This window comes from Fulvimarina pelagi HTCC2506 (genome assembly GCF_000153705.1).
GTDB classification, from domain to species: domain Bacteria; phylum Pseudomonadota; class Alphaproteobacteria; order Rhizobiales; family Rhizobiaceae; genus Fulvimarina; species Fulvimarina pelagi.
Map to the genome: position 1 here is coordinate 3338191 of NZ_DS022272.1, position 22826 is coordinate 3361016.

The 22826-nt window shown below is 62.0% G+C and carries 24 protein-coding genes and 1 tRNA gene; 13 read left to right on the forward strand and 12 right to left on the reverse strand.

All coding sequences use genetic code 11. The annotated features are described in order from the left end of the window. Nucleotides 1–77: 77 nt before the first annotated feature. The gene (locus tag FP2506_RS15460) at nucleotides 78–941 is read right to left on the reverse strand and encodes a glycosyltransferase family 2 protein (RefSeq protein WP_007068507.1); all 864 of its coding nucleotides are present in this window, start codon (nucleotides 939–941) and stop codon (nucleotides 78–80) included. Next, on the reverse strand, nucleotides 938–3019 hold the full coding sequence (locus FP2506_RS15465) for an HAD-IIB family hydrolase (RefSeq protein ID WP_007068508.1): 2082 nt from the start codon (nucleotides 3017–3019) through the stop codon (nucleotides 938–940). The genes FP2506_RS15460 and FP2506_RS15465 overlap by 4 nt, the downstream gene beginning before the upstream one ends. 61 nt (nucleotides 3020–3080) lie before the next feature. Between FP2506_RS15465 and FP2506_RS15470 the strand changes: the two genes are divergently transcribed. After that, complete coding sequence (locus FP2506_RS15470) at nucleotides 3081–4127, forward strand: glycosyltransferase family 4 protein (RefSeq protein ID WP_040490090.1); 1047 nt, start codon at nucleotides 3081–3083, stop codon at nucleotides 4125–4127. Then, a complete protein-coding gene (locus tag FP2506_RS15475; RefSeq protein WP_007068510.1) occupies nucleotides 4124–5332 on the forward strand; it encodes a glycosyltransferase family 4 protein in 1209 nt (402 codons plus the stop codon). The genes FP2506_RS15470 and FP2506_RS15475 overlap by 4 nt, the downstream gene beginning before the upstream one ends. Here the strand turns inward: FP2506_RS15475 and FP2506_RS15480 are convergent. Beyond that, on the reverse strand, nucleotides 5320–6075 hold the full coding sequence (locus tag FP2506_RS15480) for a glycosyltransferase (RefSeq protein WP_187289060.1): 756 nt from the start codon (nucleotides 6073–6075) through the stop codon (nucleotides 5320–5322). The two genes, FP2506_RS15475 and FP2506_RS15480, sit on opposite strands and share 13 nt — an antisense overlap. Nucleotides 6076–6556: 481 nt before the next feature. Between FP2506_RS15480 and FP2506_RS15485 the strand changes: the two genes are divergently transcribed. Both FP2506_RS15485 and FP2506_RS15490 read left to right on the forward strand, forming a co-directional pair. Continuing rightward, nucleotides 6557–7603 carry an acyl-CoA dehydrogenase family protein gene (locus FP2506_RS15485; protein WP_007068512.1) on the forward strand — a complete coding sequence of 349 codons (1047 nt, stop codon included), beginning with the start codon at nucleotides 6557–6559 and terminating at the stop codon, nucleotides 7601–7603. Continuing rightward, nucleotides 7600–8952, forward strand: coding sequence for a bifunctional PIG-L family deacetylase/class I SAM-dependent methyltransferase (locus FP2506_RS15490; RefSeq protein ID WP_187289061.1), 1353 nt, complete (start codon nucleotides 7600–7602; stop codon nucleotides 8950–8952). Before FP2506_RS15485 ends, FP2506_RS15490 begins: the two co-directional genes overlap by 4 nt. On the opposite strand, the gene FP2506_RS18530 is transcribed toward FP2506_RS15490, so the two are convergent. Beyond that, complete coding sequence (locus tag FP2506_RS18530; protein ID WP_081448363.1) at nucleotides 8864–10006, reverse strand: glycosyltransferase family 2 protein; 1143 nt, start codon at nucleotides 10004–10006, stop codon at nucleotides 8864–8866. The two genes, FP2506_RS15490 and FP2506_RS18530, sit on opposite strands and share 89 nt — an antisense overlap. A gap of 204 nt (nucleotides 10007–10210) precedes the next feature. Beyond that, a complete protein-coding gene (pheS, locus tag FP2506_RS15505; RefSeq protein WP_007068516.1) occupies nucleotides 10211–11290 on the reverse strand; it encodes a phenylalanine--tRNA ligase subunit alpha in 1080 nt (359 codons plus the stop codon). Between the two features lie 361 nt (nucleotides 11291–11651). Between pheS and FP2506_RS15510 the strand changes: the two genes are divergently transcribed. Then, on the forward strand, nucleotides 11652–12062 hold the full coding sequence (locus tag FP2506_RS15510; protein WP_050765094.1) for a GFA family protein: 411 nt from the start codon (nucleotides 11652–11654) through the stop codon (nucleotides 12060–12062). Between the two features lie 100 nt (nucleotides 12063–12162). On the opposite strand, the gene rplT is transcribed toward FP2506_RS15510, so the two are convergent. From rplT to FP2506_RS15530, 4 genes are all read right to left on the reverse strand, one after another. Further along, complete coding sequence (gene rplT / locus FP2506_RS15515) at nucleotides 12163–12585, reverse strand: 50S ribosomal protein L20 (protein ID WP_007068518.1); 423 nt, start codon at nucleotides 12583–12585, stop codon at nucleotides 12163–12165. A 46-nt stretch (nucleotides 12586–12631) separates the two neighbouring features. Then, nucleotides 12632–12832, reverse strand: a complete 201-nt coding sequence (rpmI, locus tag FP2506_RS15520) for a 50S ribosomal protein L35 (protein WP_007068519.1) — start codon at nucleotides 12830–12832, stop codon at nucleotides 12632–12634. A gap of 191 nt (nucleotides 12833–13023) precedes the next feature. Beyond that, nucleotides 13024–13491: a DUF192 domain-containing protein gene (locus FP2506_RS15525; protein WP_007068520.1), complete on the reverse strand. Its 468-nt coding sequence runs from the start codon at nucleotides 13489–13491 to the stop codon at nucleotides 13024–13026. A gap of 151 nt (nucleotides 13492–13642) precedes the next feature. Continuing rightward, nucleotides 13643–14218: a cold-shock protein gene (locus tag FP2506_RS15530; RefSeq protein WP_007068521.1), complete on the reverse strand. Its 576-nt coding sequence runs from the start codon at nucleotides 14216–14218 to the stop codon at nucleotides 13643–13645. A 354-nt stretch (nucleotides 14219–14572) separates the two neighbouring features. Here FP2506_RS15530 and FP2506_RS15535 point away from each other — a divergent pair, with 354 nt between their 5' ends. From FP2506_RS15535 to FP2506_RS15570, 8 genes are all read left to right on the forward strand, one after another. Next, entirely contained in the window at nucleotides 14573–15433 is an 861-nt protein-coding gene (locus tag FP2506_RS15535; protein ID WP_007068522.1) for a hypothetical protein, read from the forward strand. A gap of 118 nt (nucleotides 15434–15551) precedes the next feature. Further along, on the forward strand, nucleotides 15552–15992 hold the full coding sequence (locus FP2506_RS15540; RefSeq protein WP_007068524.1) for a VOC family protein: 441 nt from the start codon (nucleotides 15552–15554) through the stop codon (nucleotides 15990–15992). Nucleotides 15993–16490: 498 nt separating this feature from the next. Beyond that, nucleotides 16491–17402, forward strand: a complete 912-nt coding sequence (locus FP2506_RS18150; protein ID WP_007068525.1) for a YcbK family protein — start codon at nucleotides 16491–16493, stop codon at nucleotides 17400–17402. A gap of 104 nt (nucleotides 17403–17506) precedes the next feature. Beyond that, nucleotides 17507–17582, forward strand: a tRNA-Glu gene (locus FP2506_RS15550). A 183-nt stretch (nucleotides 17583–17765) separates the two neighbouring features. Then, nucleotides 17766–18149, forward strand: a complete 384-nt coding sequence (locus FP2506_RS15555; RefSeq protein WP_007068527.1) for a diacylglycerol kinase — start codon at nucleotides 17766–17768, stop codon at nucleotides 18147–18149. A 111-nt stretch (nucleotides 18150–18260) separates the two neighbouring features. Then, complete coding sequence (locus FP2506_RS15560; RefSeq protein WP_007068528.1) at nucleotides 18261–19319, forward strand: SPFH domain-containing protein; 1059 nt, start codon at nucleotides 18261–18263, stop codon at nucleotides 19317–19319. A gap of 4 nt (nucleotides 19320–19323) precedes the next feature. Beyond that, nucleotides 19324–19794 (forward strand): NfeD family protein, encoded by a 471-nt coding sequence (locus FP2506_RS15565; RefSeq protein ID WP_007068529.1) that lies wholly within the window; start codon nucleotides 19324–19326, stop codon nucleotides 19792–19794. A gap of 203 nt (nucleotides 19795–19997) precedes the next feature. Beyond that, complete coding sequence (locus FP2506_RS15570; RefSeq protein ID WP_040489190.1) at nucleotides 19998–20180, forward strand: hypothetical protein; 183 nt, start codon at nucleotides 19998–20000, stop codon at nucleotides 20178–20180. A gap of 29 nt (nucleotides 20181–20209) precedes the next feature. Here FP2506_RS15570 and FP2506_RS15575 read toward each other — a convergent pair whose 3' ends face one another. The 3 genes from FP2506_RS15575 to FP2506_RS15585 form a co-directional block, all read right to left on the reverse strand. Beyond that, nucleotides 20210–21337 (reverse strand): nickel/cobalt transporter, encoded by a 1128-nt coding sequence (locus FP2506_RS15575; protein WP_007068531.1) that lies wholly within the window; start codon nucleotides 21335–21337, stop codon nucleotides 20210–20212. Next, nucleotides 21334–22014, reverse strand: coding sequence for a DUF1007 family protein (locus FP2506_RS15580; RefSeq protein WP_007068532.1), 681 nt, complete (start codon nucleotides 22012–22014; stop codon nucleotides 21334–21336). The genes FP2506_RS15575 and FP2506_RS15580 overlap by 4 nt, the downstream gene beginning before the upstream one ends. 89 nt (nucleotides 22015–22103) lie before the next feature. Beyond that, entirely contained in the window at nucleotides 22104–22625 is a 522-nt protein-coding gene (locus FP2506_RS15585; protein WP_007068533.1) for a L,D-transpeptidase, read from the reverse strand. Between the last annotated feature and the right edge of the window lie 201 nt (nucleotides 22626–22826).

A 22826-nucleotide genomic window follows, 5' to 3' on the forward strand; every position in this document is an offset into this window, starting at 1 on the left:
GAAGCGAACAGAGACGACGGACGGAGCGTTGCAGCGCTTCGAACCTGGAAGTCTACTAGGCGCCGGCGCTCAACTATTCAGCTGAAGCGAACATAGCCGGGTTGGCGCGCAGCTGCGATCATCTCGGCATCCGGTTCGCGAAGCACCTCGATACTGGCACCAGCTTCCGACCATGCGATCAGTCTTTCTTGAGCGAACTGCCCGAGCCAGTAGGTCATGCACCAGTATCCGTGCTTTTGAAAGAACAGCCGCGCATTGCGGATGATCGAGTCGAAATGGTTGAGCGGTGGAACATGAACGGGATGGTGTTGGTGGTAGGCACGGGCATTTGCCGTCCACCAGACCGGGATACGGGCTTTGTCGAGACGTGCCGCGAGGTCGGTTTCTTCTCCGCCATAGCCGATGAATCGCTCGTCCATACCTCCGAGGCCATCCCAGAGCGACTTGCGAAGAGCGAATGACAGGCCCCAGAATTCTCCGGAGTTGGTTTCCCTACGCCAGCTTGTCTGTGGCATTTCGGGTTTCGATGGATGGGGAATACCCACAACGTCGAGCGTCGCAAAGTCGAGCGGTTCGACCAACGCGCCTTCCGGCAAATAAAGAACTTCGCCGAGAAATAGACCGCGCTCCGAGGTGGCCGCCGCCTCGAAGCTTTCGACGAGGGTCGGGCTTGCGATGCAATCGACGTCGAGAAATATCATCGTATCGCCATGCGAGGCGCTCGCCGCCGCGTTGCGTGCTCTTGCCAGCGGAAGAACATCGCCCGGCACGGTGAGGAAGCGGACCGGGATGCCAATCTCCGGCAGATCCGGTTCGACCTCTTCTTGCATGAAGGCGATAACCAGTTCGTCTGGCGGACGTGTCTGTTCGGCAAGGCTGAGCATCAGGTTGACGAGTTGAACGCGCCTTCCGCGAACTAGCGTCAGGACGCTGACGCTCAATGGGTTCGAGCCCGTGTCGCGAGGCTACGGAAATGCTTGACGCCCTCGATGATGCCGAGCGCGTGCGTTTTCCGTGCGACATAGGAATGTGCGAGATCGGGCCGCGCCGCGAGGCTGTCCGAATAATTGGCGACAATGATCGATTGCGGCACCGAACGCAGCATCTCGATGTCGTTGCCACTGTCGCCGGCGGCAAAGACGTTCTCTACTGCAAGTTTGAGCCGGCGGTTGAGATGGACGATCGCGGCTCCCTTGGAAGCTGCGGGTGGCAGGACGTCGAGATAGCGTCCGTGGCTGTGAATGATCGAGGCGGAAAGGCCCCTCGCTCGAAGATGAGCATGGAGGCGAGTGATGATCGAACCGTCGCCCTCCGCCAGATAGCTGAGTTTAAATTCCCGCTGCTCGAGCGCGCCTTGTGGAATGATCCCTTCGAAGGTGTCGAGCGCATCTCGAAGCGCACTTCGTTTCCATCCTTTTGCAATGAAGCGGCTCCAGGCTTCATCGCGGCGATAGGTAACGCCGTTCGGTTCCAGCCAGTAGATTTCCGAGCCAACCGAAGAGATGATGATCTCGGGGTTCGGCGCGTCCTGCTTCTCGAGAATGGACAAGGCGCTGTGAAAAGAGCGGCCGGTTGCTACGGCGAAGGTGAGGCTTCGCTCTCCTTCATGCCAGCGGCGAAACGCCCGGATACAGGGCGGCGAGCCGGTCAGCGTATTGTCGATGTCGCAGACGAGAAGTTGCCTCATCGCTCGGCGTCGACGAGAGCGGGGCGTCAATGTCAGCCGGGCAACGAGCTTGCGGCATCGTTCGGCATGGCTCTGCCAATCATAAGCCGAAACGGCGGCCGAGCCGGCCTCAGCATATCGCTTGCGCAGACCCTCGTCACGGAGGATGTCCCGGCAGGCTTCGGCGATCTGGTCGGGTTCTTGAGGGTTGATGAGCCGCCCATTGCCACATCGTTCCACAATATCGTTCGGTCCACCGCTGTCGGTCGCGACGACTGGCAGCCCGCTCGCTGTGGCTTCCAGGAGGGTGAGGCCGAAGGGCTCGTTCAGCGCGGGGTTGGCGAAGATGCCGCCGCGCGCCCGGGCAAAGGCATAGATCGCCGGGACATCCGACGGGCGATGCGATTTCGGAACCGCGACCTTTCCGTATAGATCGTAGCGATCGATCAGGTCGAGGATCTTGTGCATCTCCTCAGCAAGTTCCGGATCGAGGCCGTTGATATCTTCGCGCGTACCCGCGATGATCAAAAGATTGGCGTTCTCTCGCAGCCAAGGATCGCGACCGAAGGATTCGACCAGCAACGGCAAATTCTTCTTCGCGACCGGACGCGCGATCGCAAGGATGACGGGCTTGTCCGGATATCGCAGGAAGGGTGCGATCATCTCGTCTACGCGCTGCGTCGGTTCGGCGGAGCGGTAGACCGCGAGATCGATGCCGGGCTCGATGATCCGTATCTTGCCTGGGTCGTAATTTCGATAGGCGGCATACTGTACCTCCGCCTCGTCGCGTGAGGAGGCGATGATGAGATCGGCTTCGTCGAAGGCCTTCTCTTCGATCTCGATGCGCCGTTCCAGCGAGGCCCGCGCCTGGCTCGGCAAGTCGGCTAAGCGGACTACGGCCTTCTTGATCCTGCCGAGCGAATGGGCGGTGAAGACGAAAGGCGTTCCATAGCGGCTGCGCACGGTGGCGGCCACCGTCGCGGCGTCCGCGTAATGGGCGTGTAGCAGATCCGGGAACGCCTCTTGCGTTTCGAGCCAATCCCCGAGGCCGGCAGCGAAGCTTTCCGTTTCGCTCCAGATGTCTTCCTTCGCGAGATAGCCCGATCGGGCGGTTGCGATCCGGACGATCTCGACCTTCGGACCGATGCGTTCTATGCCGGCGCGATATTCGTCCCCATAGACGCTGTCGAAGGCGCGGGTTGCAATCACGATCCGCGCAATCGCGGGGTTCTTCGCCTGCGCCGCGACGAGTTCCAGTAGATACTTTATATGGCCACCGGTGTCGGATGTGATTCCATAATCGACATCCTTGGATTTCAGGCAACCCTGGAGAGCGACGTGTACGATAAACATGACGCGCTTTCTTTTATTTGGCGGTAGTACCAATTCGACTTGCAAGCCCATATGGCTGCCGATGGAAACGCTTCGAGTTGCTCAGGTCGCCCCTAACATCTTTCCGACTCCACCGGGGTTGTCCGGCGGTACCGAAAGAGTCGTTCACGATCTTTGTAAAGCGCTGGAATCGCTGGGTATTGAGGTCTGCCTCTTTGCTCCATCCGACTCCGTATGCGACACTCCGCGCATCGGTAGCCTGCCAAGCTTGCGGACCTTGGAGGAAAGGCACGGGACAATCCCGCCTTCCGTCCCTCAGGTGCTCGAAGCGGCGCAGATGGAAGAACTGCGTAAGCGCCTAGACACCTTCGATATCGTTCACTGCCACGGCGAATTCTTTCACGCTGCTCTTCTCGGCGATAAGCGGCGGCATTCCCTCACCACAATCCACTGGCGGGTCGACGAGCTCGATCGGCAGATCTTCTTCGAAACCTTTCCTGATTTGCCAGTCGCTGGCATTTCGGACAGCCAGCTCAAGCAGATCCCGGTGGCCAATCGTGCCGGCACCGTCCATCACGGGCTCGACGCGAACCGCTATCGACCCGCAAACGGAAGCGGCGGATATGCGGCCTTCATCGGGCGGATGACGGATCAGAAGCAACCGGATGTGGCGATACGGATCGCACGAGCCGGCGGAATACGGATACGTCTTGCCGGCTCGGTCGACGTCGGTAATCCCACCTATTTTCGCGAGCGCGTTGAACCCATGCTCGGCGAAGACGCGATATTTCTCGGGGCGGTCGACGATGCCGGTAAGCAAGACTTTCTCGGATTGGCCTCGGTCCTTCTGTTTCCGATCGACTGGCCAGAACCCTTCGGCCTCGTGATGATCGAGGCGATGGCCTGCGGTACGCCCGTCATCGCCTTTGACCGCGGTTCGGTGCCCGAGATCGTCGAAGACGGGGTCACCGGTTTCGTCGTCCGCGATGAAGACGAGGCCGCCAAGGCATTGTTGCGGGTCCGCGAGCTCGACCGCGCCGTGATCCGCAAGCGCTTCGAGGCCCGCTTTACAGCACGCCGCATGGCCGAAGATTATCTTGCCATCTACCGAGAGCTGCTCGACGCATGAGCATACAGCGAACCGCGTTGATCGCGTGGGACTATCCGCCGAGCGCTTCCGGGCTCGCGGTCGCTGCGCGCGAGATCGCCGAAAGCCTCACAGAAACCGGTATCGACGTTACGGTCTATACCCTCGACCGGACCGGGCGCGCTGAGGAGAACGGTGTGACGATCGTCGGGGCCCTGCCAGCGAAACCTGGCCTCTCCGGATGGATGCGAAGACGCATGGCGTTCGGCCATCTCGTCGCGCCGAAATGGTTCGACCGTGCCGTCGCCGCTGATCATGCAACTCATCGCTTCGATTGTCTGGAAGCCACCAATTGGTATGCGCCCGGCGCTCTGGTGCTGCGTCAACCAAACACCACCTTTGTGACCCGCCATTCGACACCCGCCGCATCGACAGGCGCCCTCAACGGGCCTTTGCGCGACCGGATCGACGGTCGCTTCGCGTGCAGGCTGGAGGCCAGAAGCGCCCGGCAGTCTCACGGACATATCTTTAACACGGCGGCGCATGGTGAGAAGATTCGCGCTCTGTACGATCTCGACCCAAGGACTCCTACGCGGGTGATCGGCCTCTCACTGCCGCCGGAGCGGCTGGCGCGCGCCGCAGGCACCGCCTATCCACACCCGGCGAGCACAAAAGGCAGGCCGGTCGAGATCCTCTTCGTCGGGCGGGCCGAAGAGCGGAAGGGGTTCGACTGCCTTCTCGACGCGATCAAAATTCTCTCACGCGAAGCTTCGACCGGCAGCTTGCCGGACTTCCGGCTGCGTCTTGTCGGGGTCGACGCCGAACAACTCGCTGAACTCGCGCTCGATGTCCGACGCCATCTGAAGGCGCTCGGCCGCCTTTCCGACATTGAGCTCGATGAGGCTTATCGTCGGGCGGACCTCGTCGCAGCGCCCTCCCGTTACGAATCCTTCGGCCTTGTCTACCAAGAAGCGCTCGCCTTCGGTCGCCCCGTCATCGGCCTTGCCGTCGACCCGTCCGCACGGCAGGTGATCGGCGAGAGCCATGCGGGCCTCCTGGCAAGCGAGGCGAGCGGCACGGCACTCGCCGACGTCCTGCGTTCCGCAATATCAAGTCCCGCACTCCGTCTCGAATGCCACCACCGAGCTCTCGCCGCAGCAGGTTGCTTCAGCCGCAGGAGCCTTTCGGAAAAGACACTGAGACTCTACGCCGCTGCTCGAGAATACCGGCTGCTTCAAGGTCGGTAAGGCCTCAAGAGATCGTCGCGCTCGAACGTTCGGCCTCGTCCCGGCGCGAGCGCTTCGTACCGGATCGACCGGACCTCGACATGGTGACGCTCCATCCGGTGCTCGATGATGAGGTTCGGCGCGATGAAGCTGTCCCGCCAGCCGCGCGGAAGAGTGGGACGTTCATGGACGCGGCCTGTAAAGCGGACGTTCTTTCGGTTCAGCCGATACTGAATGTCCGGAAAGAGATCGGAGAGGCTGCCATCGACCCGGTTCTCGCGCGGAAGGCCGATAGACACTGACCCCGTCTCGTCGGCGATGGCGGCGACCCGGCCGAGCGATGCAAGAGCCCCAGGCGTAAGCGCCTCGTCGCTGTCGAGCTGCAGGACCCAGTTGTGTCTTGCCAGTTCCTGGCCGGCATTTCGCTGCGCTGCAAAGTCGCCGGCTAGCGAGCGGAAGATGATGCGAACACGGTCGGAGAAGAGCGCCTCCCGGGTCGGGGCTTCGCCGTCGACGACCAGGACGATATCGTCGAAAGACTCCGACAAGGCTGACAGAGGCCTTCTCAGACCGGCTAGATCGACAAGCCGGCAGAGGATCACCAGTGATACCGGTCTGGGCGCGACCTGATCGAGCGGCGCGAGGAACGCGTCTGCGGCAAGAGGCTGGTAGGGGTTCACCAACGCTTCACGCTGGTTCTCGTCAGCGGGAATTGCGCGCAGGTCATAGGACAGAGCGAGCGTCCTGAGCGAGTAGCTTTCCAAGAAGACCGGATCCTGCGCTTGTTGCGTATACCGCCGTTCTCTCATCGATCGTGTCAAGAACGCTAAGACCTCGCCCGTCTCCAGTGCCAATCGACTGGCAAGAAGCCCACAGTGACTGCATTCGAGGAACTGCGGGCGTCCCAGGGAGGCGCACCGCTCGCTCGGACGAAAATCACGAGCCTGGCAGGAAGGGCAACGCGTCATTCAGCAGCCTCACGGAACATTCCGCGGGCTGAGATAGGCCTTCTTTTCCAATTCGATAGGCAGGCAACACGAAGACTTTTGACAGGCGGTGTCATCAGTCCACCTTCTAAGCCAGTTGGCCGCCATTCGGCAGGCTTCGACTTCGGGGCATTCATCTGCGGGACTTCACTCATCTCCACGTCGTCTGGTGGCTCGCTGCCTTCGATGGCCGGCATTTGAATGGCTTTGCCAGTGAGTTGCCCATCGGCCTGCAACCCCGTGCGTCAGGTTCTGGCCGATGAGCACGGAGATCCTGAACCATGTCGCAAGCCACTATCGTGCCTTCGACATCGCCTTTTCGTCGGCCCGCGAAAACAGGCTGTTTCGTGAAGTTGGCCTTCTTTATTCGCACACTGGAACGCTCGGTCCAGACTGGAAGCGTCTGATGGACGGGCTCTGCAATGCGGGCAAAACGAACCTCAATCTCGGAAGGCTGCTCGAAGGGCATGCGAACGCGGTCCAACTCTTGCGGCTTTATGGCGATGCAGAGCAGCACGCCTGGCTCGACGACGCGCTGGAAGCGGACACCCTTCTCGGTGTGTGGGGCGCGGATGACACAGATCCGGTGCGCGTCGAAACGATTGCAGGTAAACAGACGCTGAAGGGTAGCAAACGCTATGCCTCAGGGCTCGGCATGGTGGCCCATGCGATCGTCCCGATTGCCGGAGAGGACGGCAATCTACAGCTTTATCTCCTGGCTGTTGGTGATGAGGGTCGGCAGGATCCGTCCGCATGGAATGTCGGCGGCATGCAAGCCTCCGCCTCCGGCCGCTATTCGTTCGAGGATCTGTCGATCGAGCCCGAAATGGTTCTCGGCGAGATTGGCGTCTACAAGCGCGAGCCCTTCTTCGAGGGCGGCATCTGGCGCTGCGCCGCAGTCCATCTCGGTGGCATCGAGGCCATAGTCGCGATGACGGCAAAGCATCTCGCGGATAGTGGCCGGATCGACCATCCGTTGCAGACCGAGCGCCTCGGCCACGCGATCCTCGAAGCGCGCACGGCGCGTCTATGGGTCGAGGATGCGGGGAGGCGGATCGAGGCGCCCTCCAGGGATGAGGGGATCGCCTTTGCCGTAGCGGCCGCCTCCTATACGCGGCTTCAGGTGGAGGCGAGTGCTCTTGCCGTCATGGAGATCGCCCGGCGCTCGGTCGGCCTCACCTCCTTCGAGCGCGACCATCCGCTCAACAGCGCGATCGCCGATCTCTCGGTCTATCTGAGGCAAGCCAATCCCGACGCGCTCCTGCTTCACAAATGCCGAACCATGCTGAAGGGCCTTGGCCTATGAGCGAAACTTACGGGGACTGGTGTCGACGCTGCGCGGGGGCGCCGGTGGCCGCCGCCAATCGCCTGCTCGGCTCCGGTGGTCTCGTTGTCCTAGCCCCTCATCCAGACGACGAAACCTTCGGGACCGCGGCCCTTCTCGGCGAGGTCGCACAGAGCGGTCGTCCGCTCGGCATCGTCGCGCTCACTGATGGAAACGCCTCGCATCCGCATTCGAAGGCCGTTCCGCCCGCCGCCCTTGCCAAGAACAGGCGACTAGAACAGGAGGCCGCAATCGCCGCTTTCGGGATCATGGCCCCACGCTGGCTGCGGCTCGGCCTGCCCGATGGCGGGGCCGGGCGCGATCGGCGCTTTGGCAACGCCCCCGAACAGATCGCACGGCTCTGCGAAGAGATCGGAGCGGAAACCCTGGCTGCTCCGCATCCGGACGACCCGCATCCCGATCATCATGCGGCCGCTGCTCTCGCCGAAGCGGTTCGTGCCTTGCGACCGCAACTCCGGCTTTTGTTCTATCCCATCTGGTCATTGCGGCTCTCCGGCGACGACAGCTATCGCGGGGCCGATCTTCTGCCCTTTCGCATCGTGGTCGATCGAAACATCAAGGCGCGCGCGATCGATTGCCATGCGTCGCAGCTTGGTAAGATCATCGAGGATGACCCAGACGGCTTCACGCTGCCGGACTGGTTCCTCGAAGCGCAAGCCGCGCCATACGAGATCTACGCGCTCGCCCCCATGCCCGGGAATGTGCCGCCGCCGTCTCATTTTTCTCAACTCTACGCCGATGACGGCGATCCATGGCATGCGCGCGCCTCGCGCTACGAAATCGACAAACGCGCGGATAACTGCGACCAACTGAAGGGCCTGATCTTTGACAGCGGCCTCGACATCGGCTGCGGGGAGGGTCATCTCGCCCGCGCTCTGGTAGAGAATGGAATCGCACACGCAATACACGGCGTCGATCGCAACGAGGCGATCGTCGCGAGGGCAAGGCGCGCCCATGCCGATATCCCGGCCTTGTGCTTCGAGACGCGCGCTTTGCCCGCCGATCTTCCGGAAGGCCGCTTCGATCTCGTCGTCGTCTCCGAGCTTCTTTATTTTCTCGACGAGCGTGGCCTGGCAACGCTGGCACGTCTGCTGGCGGAACGCATGACGCTCGGCGCCGGTCTGTTCCTCGTCAATTATCGGGGTGAAACGGGAACGCCGCTGTCCGGGCGCGCGGCGCATGATCTGTTCGTGGCGTTGTTCGGCGCCTCGCTTCGATCGATCAGCCTGCGTCAAACGGAGGGCTACCGGGCGGAGCTTTTGCAATTTTGTCCCGAAGGCGCAGAAGCTCGGGCAAATGCCGCTCCATAACGCTGAATGTCAGGCGTTCACGGCGAAGGGCGGGAAGCTCGTCCTCGATATGGAACCAGGCCATAGAGCGGCTTGAAAGACTCGCCAGGTGACGCGACCGTTCAGGCGCCATGCTGCCACGGATAAGAGTGTCTATCAGCCGCGGCCTGCTCTCTCCTCGTTCGACGAGATCACGCATTTGCAGACGATGCAGGAAGCGGACAGGCGTCTCCAATGCCTCGTCGACCATCGGATCTAGTTCGGTTCGATTGCGCTGAAGTTCCGCTGAAAGCCCGCCGGTGGCGGATCGGTCGAGCCTGCACGAGGTCTCGACGCGAGGCAGGGCTGAGTAGATGATCCGCAAACCATGGGCTTCGCATCGCCGTCGCAAGGCACGGTCTTCGCCGAACGCGACCAGTGGAATGGGGCCCGCTCGCCGATAGGCGTCCGCAGTGATGGCGAAGTTCGCACCGCCGATGTTCCCATGATGGGGCCAGGGGTTATCGTGGTCGGGGAAGGTCAGGCTTACGATGTGGCGACTCGCGTCGCGATAGATGCGGATTGCGTCATCGCGGCTGGGGTCCAGCCAGGGGAGGTGGAGAGCCTCGTCCGGAAGAAAGTCGATTTGGCCGCAAACCAGATCGAACCCCTCGTCGAAAGCGGCATCGTAGGCGTCCATCAAGCCTCGGCAGACCATGGTATCGCCGTCGGTCGAAAACAGCCGGGCTTCGGAAGCGACCAAACCGGCAAGGTCGAAGGCCAGTGCTCGCGCTCTCGGAGCTGTACCGAGCCCGTTTCTCCACCGAATTGCAACCAGTGTGGCGGAGACGGCGCCGCTGGCGATCAGCGATGAAACGATGTCGAGTGTCTCGTCGTCGCTGTCGTTGACGACGAGCACAATATGCGCCTGCCTGCTAAACTCGCTGTGTATGGACGTCAGACAGCGGTCGATGCGTGCGGCTTCGTTGCGTGCGGGAATGCACACAACATAACGGATCTGCGAGGGCGTCCAGACATGTTGCCAGACACCAAGCAGTTCACCGCCATGTTTGACGACCCGTTCGCCGATCGACACTGCTTTCTGCCTCGCCTTTCTTCGAGGCTACAACTCGCTTGGCAAGAATTGGTCGCATCGCCCTTAGGACGCATTCATACGGAGAAAGACGCGCGGCCGACCGATCCCGATGAGCATCCACAAAAGGCCTGATGTCAGTTCGCGAGGGGACAAGGCGCTTCGAACCGCTCGGTGCAGACAGTGGATGCCGATCGACCTACTCGATCACTGACTGAGACCGCCAAACAGCGTCGGCACGTCGAGCGGGCGGAAGCCGTAGTGCTCGATCCAGCGGACATCGGCATCGAAGAAAGCGCGAAGGTCGGGCATACCGTATTTCAGCATGGCGATGCGGTCGATGCCCATGCCCCAGGCAAAGCCCTGATAGACGTCCGGGTCGAGCCCGCCCGCGCGCAGAACGTTCGGATGCACCATGCCGCAGCCGAGGATCTCCATCCAGTCCGAACCCTCACCGAACCGCACCTCACCGGGCCTGGATCGATCGCATTGAATGTCGACCTCCATGGAGGGCTCGGTGAACGGGAAGAAGGACGGCCGGAAGCGCATCTTCAGGCTGTCGACCTCGAAGAACGCCTTGCAGAACTCCTGCAGCACCCATTTCAGGTTCGCGATATTGGCCTTGTCGTCGACGACGAGGCCTTCCAGCTGGTGGAACATCGGCGAATGGGTGGCGTCGGAGTCCTGCCGGTAGGTCTTGCCGGGAATGACGATGCGGATCGGCGGCTTCTGCGTCTCCATCGTCCGGATCTGCACCGGCGAGGTATGGGTGCGCAGCACCTTGCGCTCGCCGTTCGCGTCCGGCTGCAGGAAGAACGTGTCGTGCATCTCGCGGGCTGGATGGCCTTCCGGGAAATTCAGCGCCGTGAAGTTGTAGTAATCCGTCTCGATGTCCGGACCTTCGGCGATGGTGAATCCCATGTCGGCATAAATTGCGGTGATTTCGTCGATCACTTGGCTGATCGGATGGATTCGCCCGCGCGCGGCCGGCGAGGGCCGCACGGGGAGCGTCACGTCGACCCGCTCGGAGGCGAGACGCCGCTCGATCGCGGCGTCCGCAAGAGCCTCGCGCCGGGCGGTGATCGCGCCCTGCACCCGGTCGCGCAGACCGTTGAGACGCGGCCCCTCGGTTTTGCGCTCCTCGGGGCTCATCTTGCCGAGGCTCTTCATCATCTCGGATATGCGGCCCTTCTTGCCGAGTTCGGCAATGCGGATCGCCTCGAGGGCGGCTTCGTCCTCGGCCGTATCGATCGCCGCGATCAGTTCGGTTTCAAGGGTCTCGCTCACGCGGTATCTCCAGAATTCACAGGGCCGGTTTCTTCCGGCCAAATCTTGCGCCTCGTTAACGCATGGTGCGATGCGATGGAAGCGGAGGGGCAGGCGTATCCGCCGACAAGAGCGAAGTGTCCGGCGTTACGGAGGAAGTGTTATCTCTCCCAGCACAACAATCGTTCTCCGCATCCACGGGCGGCAACCTCACTTCCCCCCGAATGACCTGGCAGGCGAGGACGCAAGTCTCGAAAGCATGAATGCCATGCAGGAGGTTCAATGTCGCGGTCGGATGGTCAGGTCTCAGACCGGACGATAGGCTGGCGCAGTCGCGGCGTGGGCGGGAGCCGTCACCCGCGCGCTCCAAAGGAGACGGATCATGCCGGGCGAATCGCCTGATAAGTCTTCCATCGCAGGCGGCTGCCTGTGCGGATTGGTTCGGTTCGTGGCGCATGGCCGCCCCTCCCGAGTCGGTCTATGCCACTGCATGGATTGCCGTAAGCACCACGGCGCGCTGTTTCACGCCTCCGCAATCTTTCCGGAAAGGGCCGTTACGATCGAGGGTGAGCCAGAGAGCTATGAAGGTCGCTTCTTCTGCTCCCGCTGCGGTTCGTCCGTCTTTCCGCGAACGGGCGACGAGATCGAGGTCAATCTCGGTTCTTTCGACGCGCCGGACCTGCTGACGCCGACATACGAGCTTTGGACCATCCGCCGCGAATCCTGGCTGCCAGAGTTCGCAACAATGACGCGGTACGAGCGGGATCGGGAGGAGAGCGACCCATCGGAATAGGCGCCATCGCAGAAGCAGGCCCTCGGTTGTCTTCCGACATGGAAAAAGCCCGCGGCACGAACCACGGGCTTTTCGAAATTCCATTCGGGAGCTGCGCTTCTTAAGCGGCCTTCTTCTCGCCAACCGCACGCTCGTAGGCGTTCGGGAACTGACCCTCGCCCTTAAGGTATTCAAGAGCGGTCTTCGACTGGTCGCAGAGGGCCTTGAAGGCTTCCGGCTCGTGGATCGCGATGTCCGAGAGAACCTTGCGGTCGACTTCGATGCCGGCCTTGTTGAGGCCATCGATGAAGCGGCCGTAGGTCAGGCCGTGCTCGCGGACCGCGGCGTTGATGCGCTGGATCCAGAGAGCACGGAAGTTCCGCTTCTTGGCCCGGCGGTCGCGCGTCGCGTACTGCTTGGACCGGTCAACCGCGGCCTTCGCGGCGCGGATGGTGTTCTTGCGGCGGCCGTAGAATCCCTTCGCGGCCTTCAGAACCTTCTTGTGCTTGGCATGGGCGGTTACGCCCCGTTTCACGCGTGCCATGATCTAATCTCCTTCGAATTCGTTCGTGATGCCGAAAAGTCCACGCTTAGCGGTCGTAAGGCATGTACAGCTTGACGATGCGCTCGTCGGGCTTCGAGAGAAGCTTCGAGCCGCGCGCGTCGCGAATGAAGTCGTTGGAGCGTTTGATCATGCCGTGGCGTTTGCCGGCATGACCGGCCTTGACGCGGCCGGTAGCAGTCATGGAAAAGCGCTTCTTGGCGCTCGATTTGGTCTTCATCTTGGGCATTTTGCTCTCCTTGGCTTAAGGTTCGCATCGCGCAAAAAAGAGACCTCCGGCTCGGTTTTCCGATCGAGAAAACCACCCGCGATCCCGTCAAAAGCGCCGCGAAAGCATCGAGAGCCGCCACGGCATGCCCTGCCGGACGGCTCGATCAACGCCTGCCCAATAACGCCAGAAAGGCGCTATTGCAAGGGTGGTCAGCTGCTGTCGCCTGCTGGCGGAATCGACTCGTGCTCGACCTTGTCGCCCGGCTCGACACCGAGCCGCTTCGCCGCGCCACCATTGAGTTCGAGCACGTAACGCACCGGACCGCCGGAAGGGATGACGTCGAGCGAGAGAGGCTTGGTGTTGCGTACAATGGTGAGGATCGTGCCGTCCTCTTCGATGAAGAGCATGTCGAGCGGGATGAGCGTGTTCTTCATCCACATTCCGACCTCCCGGGTCATCCCGAACTCGAACAGCATGCCTGCATCTTCGGCCATTTCTTCTCGGAACATGAGGCCGGTCCGGCGCTCTTCGTCCGTGTCAGCAATTTCGGCGTCGATGACATGGGTCGCTTCGCTGGTTACGAGGCGTACTTCGTCCGCCTCTGCCGAAGTCGGAGCAAGGAGCGCGAATGTCGACAAGGCAAATGCTGCGGCGAGAACGCGGATCAAAATGCGCATGGGATGGAGTTCCTCCGAGCAGAAGGCCGGCTTCGGTCGTCGGTCGCGACCGGGACGGGCATCGAGAAAGGAGATGGCAGGGTCTGCCGTCTACATCAAGGCGGATGCTGCAGGGCGAGCGGTTCCAGATTGCGGTGATTGGACGGCGACCTCAGTGCGAAGCGGGTCTTGCGTCCGCCGGGTGCACCTCCGCCGCCATCTTCCCCTTGCGACCGATACCATAGCGCACCTTCACCTCCTGGCCGAGCCGCAGTTCGGTCATGCCGAACCGGCGCAGTGTCTCCATGTGGATGAAGATGTCCTCGTCGTTTTCGCCCGTCGTCAGGAAACCGTAACCCTTGGTCCGATTGAACCACTTGACCGTAGCAGTGACGAGGTCGCTTGTCGGGGTGACCTGGTTGTGGGTACGGGCCGGGGGCATCTGCGATGGGTGGACGCTGGTAGACGAGTCCATAGACAGAACGCGGAACGCACTAAGCCCACGTTCGCTGCGCTGAACCTCGCAAACGACGCGTGCACCCTCCAGCGCCGTGGCGTATCCGTCGCGCCTCAGACATGTCACATGAATGAGGACATCCGCACTTTCGTCGTCCGGCACGATGAAGCCGAAGCCTTTGGCAACGTCGAACCATTTGATGTGACCTGAAACGACACCGACGTCGATACTCGCCGTCGCTTCGACTTCCTCGTCATGACTTTCCAGACCAGTGGACGTCCGCTCCGCCATTCGGATGATCCGCCTTTACGCAACCGAATTACGATGAGTTTAGCATTAATTGGTTGCAACGGCGCAAGGGCCTACGGGCAATTGGATGCGAATTGCCCCCATATTTACGCTACGTCCGTTCTGAACGCCCCCGCTGACTTCGACGCCACGCCATCCGTTGTAACCGCGTTTCGGCGATTCGAGGCTCAACCAGTTGGAACGCCTGAAAAATCCCGAAGTCATTGTTCCAAGATCAGAATGAGTGATTAGCCGTCTCTCGAAATGACGGGTTGCGAATGAGGGCCCGGGGGAACCCATGGCGACAAGAGCCTGTTGCTGAGGCGGGCACAATGAATTCCTTTGGGAGGAACAGTCATGAAACGTCTGCACATCCTCGCGTCTGCACTGACGCTCTCCGCCGCGACCATCACCGCGAATGGCGCCTTCGCCGCATGCTCCGATGAACTCGCGGAATTGAAGGAGCAGGTCGGTTCGATGGCCGCTGCCGGCTCGATGACTGCGGGTACCGATAGCAGCGCTTCAGCCTCGGGCTCGGGCGAGATGTCGTCCGGTTCGAGCGATATGGCGGGCGACGCATCCGCGTCGGGCTCGGCTTCAATGAACAGCTCTTCGAGCTCGGATTCGGCGAGCGCATCCAGTGGAGAATCGATGTCTCCGGACGGCTCCGAAGCCACCCCTGCCGAGGAGACGCCAGGCGGCGTCGATCAAACTGCCGTAACGACGGACGAACCGACCTTTACGGCTCAGGGTGATGTCGAAGGCCAGAGTGACACCGAGAATGCGACGGGCGCGCTTAGCGGCGTCGCTCCGACGCCGGCGCTGACCGATGAGGCTTCGGGTAACGACGACGCTTCGGAGCAGGCCGCTGCGGGCGAAGCGGAACAGCGTGACGAGGGTGAGTCATCGAGCGGCGATATGGCGTCCTCGGACACTGCATCGTCCGGGTCTACTTCCGCCGACAGCGACATGGCCGCCTCTGACAGCGCCTCCTCGACGGACTCCTCGATGAGCAGCGACTCCGGCTCCGCCGACATGGCAGCCTCCGGCAGCGCTTCGACGAGTTCCGACTCCCCCTCGATGGCCGAGGGCTCCAGCATGGCCGGCGACCAGCAGATGGTCTCGGCACATCTCGCCGCAGCTCAGATGGCGCTCGACGAGGGGAATGAGGAGGCTTGCATGGCTGCCGTCGAGCAGGCCCGCGAGTCGATGATGTAAGTTTTCCTCGTTCGCCCCTCTGGGCGATCGAAGGCAAAGACCAAGCTTAAGGGGTCCGCGCGGGCCCCTTTCGCGTCTGGGGTCATCGCAAACACAAAGCTATCTCGAAGGAATCACAATGCGCTATCTGCATACGATGGTCCGCGTCAGCGATCTTGATGCCTCGCTCGACTTTTACTGCAACAAGCTCGGCCTGGTGGAGACCAATCGCAAAGAGAGTGAACAGGGCCGCTTCACGCTCGTATTCCTCGCCGCCCCCGACGACCTGCCGCAGGCGAAAGACACCAAGGCTCCGCTGATGGAGCTCACCTACAACTGGGACCCGGAAGAATACACCGGCGGACGCAATTTCGGCCATCTCGCTTTTGCGGTCGATGATATCTACGGCACCTGTCAAAAACTGATGGACAACGGCATCATCATCAATCGGCCGCCGCGCGACGGGCATATGGCCTTCATCAAGTCCCCCGACGGAATTTCTTTCGAGCTGCTGCAAAAGGGCGACGCTCTCCAGCCGAAGGAGCCCTGGGCCTCTATGAGCAACACCGGATCCTGGTGATCGTGGCAGGGTAGGGGCGACATACTCCACAAACCCGCCTCATTCACCAATCATGAACAATTCGTCACCGAAGGACGATGCGGGGCCGAAAACCCTCGGCCTCGTTTGACTCTTCGGCAGGACCTGCGCTGATTGTGCACGGTCCGTGATCGGACTTTGAGCGACGATCCGCAACGGGCGTCGAGATGCTGACGCTGAATCCATTAGGATAATGCGTCCACGCTGCGGCGACGGTCTTGTCTCCGCGCACAATCGGCCTGAATCGATCATGGGGATGATCGAGGCGGGCAAAAGCAGAAGAAGCGGCAGGGGCACGGGCCGTTTTGCTGGAGAGGGATCGATAGAGTGACGATCGATGACGCATGCCGTCCTCAAAATTTCCGTGCGTACACGGCGCAGCACCCGTTAGGGCCCAAGCGTCGAGCAGGGCAGCGACTTTCGAGTTCTTGCGTCCTGCTTGCGACCGCGCTTACGCTCACTCCGTTGTTGTCAGGCTGCATGTCCGGGATCAGCGACGTCACTTCGTTTGGCCTGACCCAGTCGTCCGAAGTTGCGCAGAACGATGGCCCGGTCGATGTGAGTGATGCCCCTGAGGTTGACGTTTCCTCCCTCGAGGGTGATGCGGACTCTGGCACGGTAGAGGTCTCCGAAGAAGCGGCCGAAAGGGTCGCCGCAGCCTCGCCCGGGAACGCGGAAGATCGCGATGGTGCGCTGGTGCCGCTTTCCAACGGCGGCGAGACCGTCGCGGCCTATGCTGGAGGTCGGGTCGGTGAAGGCGGCTCTGCCAGCGGCGCTTCTTCTGGGGGCGGCCTTTCGCTTTTCCAGTCCCTCTTTGCCCGCAAAGAGGCACGCACGCCTATCGCCAACGCAGAGCGCGGAAAGGGACGCCGCGTCGTTCTTAACCGCGAAGGTGCACCGACGAGCGAAGACGGAAGTCTGCCCGGCGTAGATCCAAGTTCCATCTTCGAGATCGGGCAGCGGGCATCGGCCGACGAAGATGCGCTTGAAGACGCCGCCTATGAGGTGGCTGCGCTCGGCGGTGGCTTCGCGCGCCTCAGTCCAAACGGATTGAGAGTGCAGCGGGAGAACGTGCGAACCGACTGTTTCCCGCGCCAGCTGGTCGGCATGATCCGCGCCATCGAGCAGCGTTTCGGCCAGCGCGTCGTCGTTACCTCCGGCTATCGCAGCCCGGAACACAACCGCCGCGTTCGTGGCGCCAAAGCTTCGCAGCACATGGCGTGCAAGGCTGCGGATATCGTCATTCCCAATGCCAACAACCGGGCTGTCGCCGCCTTCGTGAAGTCGCTGCCTGGCCGCGGCGGGGTCGGCACTTATTGCCACACCAAAGCCATCCACATCGATGTGGGCCCGAAGCGCGAATGGAATTGGCGGTGTCGCCGTCGCGGCTGAATCGGCGACAAGTCCCTCCGAGTTGCCGAAGGTCCAATTTCTTTGCCCGATTGCGCATTCAACGCTTGCAAGATCGGCTCACACCTCGTAGATACCCCCGCGTTGCGCCCATCGTCTAGCGGTCTAGGACGCTGCCCTTTCACGGCGGAAACACGGGTTCGAGTCCCGTTGGGCGTGCCAACCTCCCAAGCTATCTCTTCAATTACCGTGGCTGTCTGTCGTGGCTTGCGGCGACGTTTTTCCTGCTATTGCGACTCTTGCCGCCGACATTCGAAACACGATGCCGAAGGGCCTGATCGTGCTTGTGGCAGCTAACCGGCAGATGCTGCGCGCCGCCGAGTTCCGATCTCAGGATCTTTGTCTTTGAACGACTCGCACGATGATCGCGCCGTTCCGCCCAAAGAAAAGGGCCTGCGCCATCTCTTGCATTCCACGCGCTATACGCTGGCAGGCCTCGGACGGCTATGGCAGGAACCGGCCTTCCGTCAGGAGGCGCTGGCTTTCGCCGCCGTCGCCATTTGGCATCTCGGCTTTGCTTCGCCGCTCTGGCTAATCCTACTCCAAGGGGTCGCCGCACTTGCCCTTTTTGCCGTCGAGGCCTTGAACACGGCGATCGAGGAGCTTCTCGACCACATCTCGCCGGGCTTTAGCCGGACCGCCAAGCATGGCAAGGATCTCGGCTCTTTCGCCGTCGCCTGCCTTCTCCTCGCCAACGGGCTGATCGCCCTTGCGGCGCCCTTCATCTGATGTTCGCCATGGTGTCAGGCGGCGGACCCCGGTGCTTGCGTCGCGTTCTGGCCCGAACGATACTTCCGAAAAGCCGTCCCGTCCGGGCTGCACAATCGTGAGTTTCGCCGCATGGATCTTCTCGCCGTCACCCCCGGCCTCATCGCGCTTGTCGTTCTCGTTGTCATTGCGGTCCTGGTGTTGTCCTCGGTCATCAAGATCGTGCCCCAGGGCTACAACTGGACCGTCGAGAATTTCGGCCGCTACACGCGCACGCTCACGCCCGGTCTCAGCCTGTTGATCCCCTTCATCGAGCGGATCGGCCGCAAGATGAACATGATGGAGCAGGTGCTCGACGTGCCGACCCAGGAGGTCATCACACGGGACAATGCATCGGTCGCCGCTGACGGCGTCGCTTTCTACCAGATTCTCGACGCTCGAGCGGCCGCCTACGAAGTGTCCGGCCTCGAATATGCGATCCTTAATCTGGTCATGACCAATCTCAGATCGGTCATGGGTTCGATGGATCTCGACGATCTCTTGTCGAACCGTGATTCGATCTCGGAACGCATCCTGCGCGTCGTCGACGACGCCTCGCACACTTGGGGCATCAAGATCACCCGGATCGAAATAAAGGACATCAACCCGCCGAAGAACCTTGTCGACGCGATGGCGCGGCAGATGATGGCGGAGCGCGAGAAGCGAGCCGAAATCCTTGAAGCGGAGGGCGAAAAAAGCGCCGCGATCCTTAGGGCAGAGGGCGAAAAGCAGTCGGCGATCCTCAAAGCGGAAGGCCAGCGCGACGCCGCATTCCGCGATGCCGAAGCGCGCGAACGCCAGGCTGAAGCCGAGGCGAAGGCGACACAGATGGTCTCGGATGCCATCGCGGCCGGCGATGTCCAGGCCATCAACTATTTCGTCGCGCAAAAATACACCGAGGCCCTCGGTCGGATTGCGTCGGCGCCGAACCAGCGCGTCGTTCTGATGCCGATGGAGGCGTCTTCCCTCGCAGGGTCCATCGCGGGCATCGCAGAGCTCGCGCGGGCGACCTTCGGCGACATGCCGGCGGCCCAGACGCCCCCTACGAACCAGGCGCGGTCGCGGCCGAACCGGCCAAGCGGTCCGAGTGGTCCGCAGGCCGGCCCGCCGGAATTTACCACTCGCTCGTCATGGGACCGCGACGGAGGCTGAGTCGATGCCCGGATCGTTCGAGCCGGAACACTGGTGGTGGATCGCGGGCTTCTTGCTGCTTGCGCTCGAACTCGCCTCGCCAGGTGTCTATCTGTTATTCTTCGGGCTTGCGGCCCTCGTCGTCGGCACGAACGCCTTTTTTCTGCCAGACAGCCTCTTCGGCATCAGCCAGCAGTTGATTGCCTTTGCCACCGTTAGCGCCGCGGCGATCTATCTCGGCGGCCGGTGGTATCGTTCGAGCCGCGGCAAGGGAGACGAGATGCCGGACAATCCGGCGCGCCGGCTCGTCGGGCGCGAAACAGTTCTAACCGAGGCGATTACCTCCGGCCGGGGTCGCGCGAAGATTGGCGACAGCTGGTGGACCGTCGAAGGCCCGGATCTGCCCGAGGGAACGCGTGTCCGGATCCATGCGGTCTCGGCCAATATCCTGAGCGTCGAGCCGGTTGAAGTGGTTCGTCCGCCCGACGCTATGTAAGACTGGCGCTATCTGAAGCACTGCTTCCGCACGGCCGCCGGTAACACGGATAGCGCCTAGACGTCTTGCCGAACTCGAAGCGACCCACGCGTCGAATTGCCTTCGTCCGGCGATATGACAGGAAACTTCATAACCGCTAGACTGAGATCACCGCTTTTCGGGATACGTCTTTGTTTCGGCGGATGAAAAGAGCGCAATTCGCGATGTTCCTGGACGAAAAGAACGAGTGGCATCCACCGGAACCCTCCAGACAGCCCATGTCGCGCGGCGACAAAATCGTCTGGTGCGTTGTCGTCTTCAACGTTCTCATGCTCTGCTTCGCACCGATGGGGCTTGTACTCTTCCGTCCGGCAGTCGAAGCTGCCCTTGCCGCATTTGCGGGCTGACATGCCCCTCGGACTCGGGCCCCGAATGTCTAGCCCGCGAGAGCGCCGCCCAGGAGGCCAAGCCCGACGAGTGTCAGGAGGAGGGCGCCTGAAACCTCAAGGCTCCTGCCGAGCATCCCGGCAAAGCGTGTCCTGCGGCCGAAACGCTCGAGCCCGCCGCGACCGAGCACGGTGATCGCCGCGATGGCGGACACCGTCGTCGCCGTACCGAGCGACATGGCGAAGACCGAGAGGACGCCGCCGGCGTAGAGTTCGTTCAAGAGCGCGAAGGTCAGAACGACGATGGCGCCGGTGCAGGGGCGCAGGCCGATGGCAAAGACAGCCGCGAGGCCGGATCGGAGCGTCAGCGGTTGCGATACCGCTTCGGGCGCCGGCATGTGCGCCCGGCCGCAGTCGCAGGCCTCCGCGCTTTCGGCGCAGACGGTCTCCTTTTCGAAGGCCTCGGCCGCAGCAAATCGCGAGGCGCCCGGAGAGCGCGCGTCATCCGCGCTGCGCCAATCCGCCATGCCCGCGCCGGAAAAGGCGAGCGAGAGCCCGGTCTCCGGCTTGCGTTTGTAAAGCCGTTGGACAGGTCCGACGCTGCGCTGTGCGATCCCTCTAACGATCGGTTCCCGCATCAGCTTTCCCACTGATTTGACGAGCAGATAGAGTCCGACGAGGAGGACGAGCGCATAGGACGCGATCTCCGCGCCGTTCGTCGCGTCGGTCATCGAGATGCCGGTGCCGCGCAGCAGATACCATCCACCACCGACGACGAGGAGCGCCGTGAGGCCCTGGACGCCTGACGATACGAAGGAAAGCAGGATGCCGCGTCGCAACTGAGCCCGGCTCGCCAGCATGTAGGCCGAGATCACCGCCTTGCCATGGCCCGGACCGGCGGCATGAAAAATACCGTAGGCGAGCGACAGGGCAACCAGATAGAAAAGAGCGTCGTCCCCGCGTTTCAGACCGACGAGTGCATGGCGAAGCGCGGAAAAGAACTCGCGCTGCCACACCGCGATCTGGGTGAATATGCCGGAGAAGAGGCCGTCCCCGACCGGAGCGGTGCTGTCCGCCGTGCCGATGCCGAGCGAGGATTTGGCGAGTGCGTCTGCAACAGGAACCATCGCGACGAGAACGCCGCCGGCGAGGACCCGCGCAACCTGCTTCGCGCTCAACTCTGTGCCCCGCAGGAGACTTCGAGCCGAGTCGCCATGACGTCGGCGAACTGGCCGCCTTCTTCGCCGACCTCTTCGTCCGGTCCGAGCGAAGCGATGCTGTCCATCCACTCCTGCGCAGCTTCGTCTTCGTCCGGAACGTCCAGTGCCTTGCGGCAGCCGTCCGGCAGACCGATCAGCTTGAAGGCGTCGACATCCTTGAAGTCGAAGGCGACGAAGAAACTCTCGTCGAAATTGGAGACTTTGATGGGCTGCGTTCGAAGATCGATCTCTTCCGCCACCGGCATCTCGAAGAAGAGGATCAGCTGGCCTTCCTCGAAAATCGCATGGACCTTGTCCGGATCTGTGAATTTCACGTCGCGACTGCCGAGTTCGGCGAAGGTGTAGTAGCGCCAGTCGACGATCGACTGACGGATCGTCTCGCCGACGGCATCGAGTTCCGCCGGATCGAGCGCGCCGTTGGCATTGCTGTCGAAATCGACCACGACCGAAGACGAAAAGAGTTCGTCCATGCGCCATACGTTGCGGATCGCGGTGAATCGGCCGGTCTTGTCGCCGACGATCTCCACATTGGATTCGACGAAGACGTGCGGATGGGCAAATGCCGGCATGGAAACGCCCATCGCACCCGCGACGATTGCGCCGGCGAAAAGAGCGCGCGCTGTTGGAGTGACCACGGCTGAACCCCTCGTATCCCCTTAGAAAGCTAGGACACGAAAAGCATGGCCGAAGTTTGAAGAACCCTGTGCTGCAGCGCTCGCGGCCTTTACCGCAGGACGCGGACTTCAGCGCCCACATGGACGCGCTCGAAGAGATCCTTCACGTCGGCGTTGCGCATGCGGAAGCAGCCCGCCGAGGCCGCACTGCCAATGGAACGCGGATTGTTGGTGCCGTGTATGCGATAAGCCCCCCAACCGAGATTGATGGCACGCTCGCCGAGAGGGTTTTTCGGTCCGGGGCCGATCGACTGCGGCAAGCGGGGGTTCCGCTCGCGCATCGACGGCGTCGGAACCCAGGTGGGCGCCCGCCGCTTGCGTGAGACCCAGCTCTTGCCGAACCACTGCTCGCTCGGTTTGCCAACGGCGATGTCGTAGACCATGGCCTTGCCGGGTCCCGTGACGAGATAGAGCTTGCGCTCGGCGGTCTTGACGACGATCGTGCCGGGATCGGCATCGGCCTGGAAGCTGATCTCAGGTCGCGGATCGAGCGCCTCGACAGCGGCATGAACGGGACCCGCGAGGCAAAACGCGAGGGCGGCGGCAAGAGCGGGGCGGAGGATCGTGATCATGCTGCAGTGCTAGCATGGCTTGCGTGGAACTTGCGTTAAAGCTCACGCATCGCGCCTCCATCGCCTAACGAGCACGCGATCCGTGTGATATTATGACGACAGGCAGTGGGTGTCTGCGCCGTAATCCCATGCAGTCATCATGGCCGATGATGTTCCCATCGTCCCTGCTCCCATGCCTATGCCCACGGTTGTCTGACGCCG

Excerpts from the sequence above, each read along its gene's own strand:
- rplT (WP_007068518.1), bottom strand. The coding sequence starts at position 12,585 with ATGGCACGCGTGAAACGGGGCGTAACCGCCCATGCCAAGCACAAGAAG.
- FP2506_RS15465 (WP_007068508.1), bottom strand. The coding sequence starts at position 3,019 with ATGTTTATCGTACACGTCGCTCTCCAGGGTTGCCTGAAATCCAAGGAT.
- FP2506_RS18150 (WP_007068525.1), top strand. The coding sequence starts at position 16,491 with ATGTCCGGGATCAGCGACGTCACTTCGTTTGGCCTGACCCAGTCGTCC.
- FP2506_RS15490 (WP_187289061.1), top strand. The coding sequence starts at position 7,600 with ATGAGCGAAACTTACGGGGACTGGTGTCGACGCTGCGCGGGGGCGCCG.
- FP2506_RS15540 (WP_007068524.1), top strand. The coding sequence starts at position 15,552 with ATGCGCTATCTGCATACGATGGTCCGCGTCAGCGATCTTGATGCCTCG.
- FP2506_RS15525 (WP_007068520.1), bottom strand. The coding sequence starts at position 13,491 with ATGCGCATTTTGATCCGCGTTCTCGCCGCAGCATTTGCCTTGTCGACA.
- rpmI (WP_007068519.1), bottom strand. The coding sequence starts at position 12,832 with ATGCCCAAGATGAAGACCAAATCGAGCGCCAAGAAGCGCTTTTCCATG.
- FP2506_RS15475 (WP_007068510.1), top strand. The coding sequence starts at position 4,124 with ATGAGCATACAGCGAACCGCGTTGATCGCGTGGGACTATCCGCCGAGC.
- FP2506_RS15565 (WP_007068529.1), top strand. The coding sequence starts at position 19,324 with ATGCCCGGATCGTTCGAGCCGGAACACTGGTGGTGGATCGCGGGCTTC.
- FP2506_RS15570 (WP_040489190.1), top strand. The coding sequence starts at position 19,998 with ATGTTCCTGGACGAAAAGAACGAGTGGCATCCACCGGAACCCTCCAGA.
- FP2506_RS15510 (WP_050765094.1), top strand. The coding sequence starts at position 11,652 with ATGCCGGGCGAATCGCCTGATAAGTCTTCCATCGCAGGCGGCTGCCTG.
- FP2506_RS15585 (WP_007068533.1), bottom strand. The coding sequence starts at position 22,625 with ATGATCACGATCCTCCGCCCCGCTCTTGCCGCCGCCCTCGCGTTTTGC.
- FP2506_RS15535 (WP_007068522.1), top strand. The coding sequence starts at position 14,573 with ATGAAACGTCTGCACATCCTCGCGTCTGCACTGACGCTCTCCGCCGCG.
- FP2506_RS15560 (WP_007068528.1), top strand. The coding sequence starts at position 18,261 with ATGGATCTTCTCGCCGTCACCCCCGGCCTCATCGCGCTTGTCGTTCTC.
- FP2506_RS15470 (WP_040490090.1), top strand. The coding sequence starts at position 3,081 with ATGGAAACGCTTCGAGTTGCTCAGGTCGCCCCTAACATCTTTCCGACT.
- FP2506_RS15485 (WP_007068512.1), top strand. The coding sequence starts at position 6,557 with ATGAGCACGGAGATCCTGAACCATGTCGCAAGCCACTATCGTGCCTTC.
- FP2506_RS15530 (WP_007068521.1), bottom strand. The coding sequence starts at position 14,218 with ATGGCGGAGCGGACGTCCACTGGTCTGGAAAGTCATGACGAGGAAGTC.